Raw genomic sequence first — 1,683 nt, 5'->3', positions numbered from 1 at the left:
CCCCCCTCTGTCAGCCTAGTTGTCCGGTTGGCGATATCGCCTAAATCTAATCCAGAGGGAGCGGCATGGAGCCCTTGTGCCACGTTATTCTGCAGAGCGTAAAGCAGCCGTCCTGAAGAAGTTGTTACCACCCCATAATCACAGTGTGGCATCGGTAGCGACAGAGGAAGGCATCTCTGACGCGACGCTGTATAGTTGGTTAAAACAGTGTCGAGTAAAAGGAGTGCCTGTGCCGGGTTACACCCCAGGCGACAGCGAATGGTCGCCCGACGCCAAGCTAGCCGTGGTCATTGAAACCGCCACCCTGTCAGAGGCGGAGCTTGGCGCTTACTGTCGCGAAAAAGGCCTTTATCCCGAGCAAATTCAGCAGTGGAAAGCGGCTTGCCTCGAGGGCGCTGGTCGGCAAGAAGATCAGGAAAAAGCGGCGCACAAGCAGCGTAAAGAAGACCGTAAGACCATCAAGCAGCTCAAAGCGGAAGTGCGCCGCAAAGACAAGGTGTTGGCTGAGACGACATCGTTACTGGTGCTCTCAAAAAAGCTCGAAGCCTTGTACAGCGAAAACCCCGACAGCGGCGAGGACGACTAACGCCGCTCGACGAACGTGCAAGGCTCATCGCGCTATTTGACGAAGCGGTTGTGGGTGGCGCTTCCCGCTATCAAGCAGCCGATATTATCGATGTCAGCGAGCGCACATTAAAGCGTTGGCGATCTGAGTGTGGCGCTGTGGTTGAGGATCAGCGCCCACAGTCGGTGCAAGGCAGGCAGCCGCATCAGCTGTCGCATGAGGAAGAGTGGGCCATTTTGAACACTTGTCATCGTCCCGAGTATCAGAGCTTGCCGCCGTCTCAAATCGTGCCCTTACTGGCAGACAACGGCATCTATCTGGCCTCCGAGTCGTCGTTTTATCGCGTATTGAAAAAGCATCGTCAGCACCACCATCGAGGCCGTGCGAAAGCACGCCGCAGAGTAGCCGCGCCGACCAGTTTTACGGCGACAGGGCCTAACCAAGTCTGGAGCTGGGACATTAGTTACTGTTCTTCCGTTGTGCGTGGTCAGCACTGGTATCTCTATCTGATCGTGGATATCTACAGCCGCAAAATCATTGCCTGGGAAGTTCATGAGACGGAATCGGGCGAGTTGGCTAAACAGCTGATGGAGCGTGCATTATTGCGTGAGAAATGCTGGCACCAGCCACCGGTGTTGCACTCGGATAATGGGGCGCCAATGACGTCCTATACGCTCAAAGCGAGGTTAACCGAGCTAGGGATGTTGATGTCTTACAGTCGACCGAGAGTCAGCAACGACAACCCTTACTCGGAATCGCTGTTCCGCACCGTCAAATATTGCCCAGCGTGGCCCACCAAGGGCTTTACATCGCTGAGCGCGGTACGGGAATGGATGTTGGTGTTCGAACAGGCTTACAACGAGCAGCACCTTCACAGTGGCATCCAATATGTCACACCAGCTGACCGACATCGTGGTGTTGATCGAAAACGCCTTGAACGCCGTAAAGCGGTTTATGAAAGCGCTAAGCGCCGATATCCGCAACGCTGGTCGGGCAGCACCCGAAACTGGGGGGTCACTGGTTCAGTGTCGCTTAACCCAGGAAAAGTGAAGGAAATCGAGCGTAATAAAAAGGCTGCTTAAGCTCAGCCATTTGGACAACTGGGTTGAAAATCACCG

1 protein-coding gene is annotated in these 1,683 nt (G+C 54.8%); it reads left to right on the top strand.

The features are described 5' to 3' along the window. Window positions 1-76 precede the first annotated feature (76 nt). A protein-coding gene (locus CXF87_RS11920) for an IS3 family transposase (protein WP_431313204.1) occupies window positions 77-1,647 on the top strand; the annotation gives its coding sequence in 2 pieces (ribosomal slippage) (window positions 77-530 and window positions 530-1,647; 1,572 coding nt in all). Window positions 1,648-1,683 lie beyond the last annotated feature (36 nt).

Origin of the sequence: Halomonas sp. MES3-P3E (assembly GCF_002836035.1) — a bacterium.
GTDB classification, from domain to species: domain Bacteria; phylum Pseudomonadota; class Gammaproteobacteria; order Pseudomonadales; family Halomonadaceae; genus Vreelandella; species Vreelandella arctica.
The sequence above is the reverse complement of the archived record's forward strand: the minus strand, read 5'-3'. Positions and strand labels throughout refer to the sequence as shown.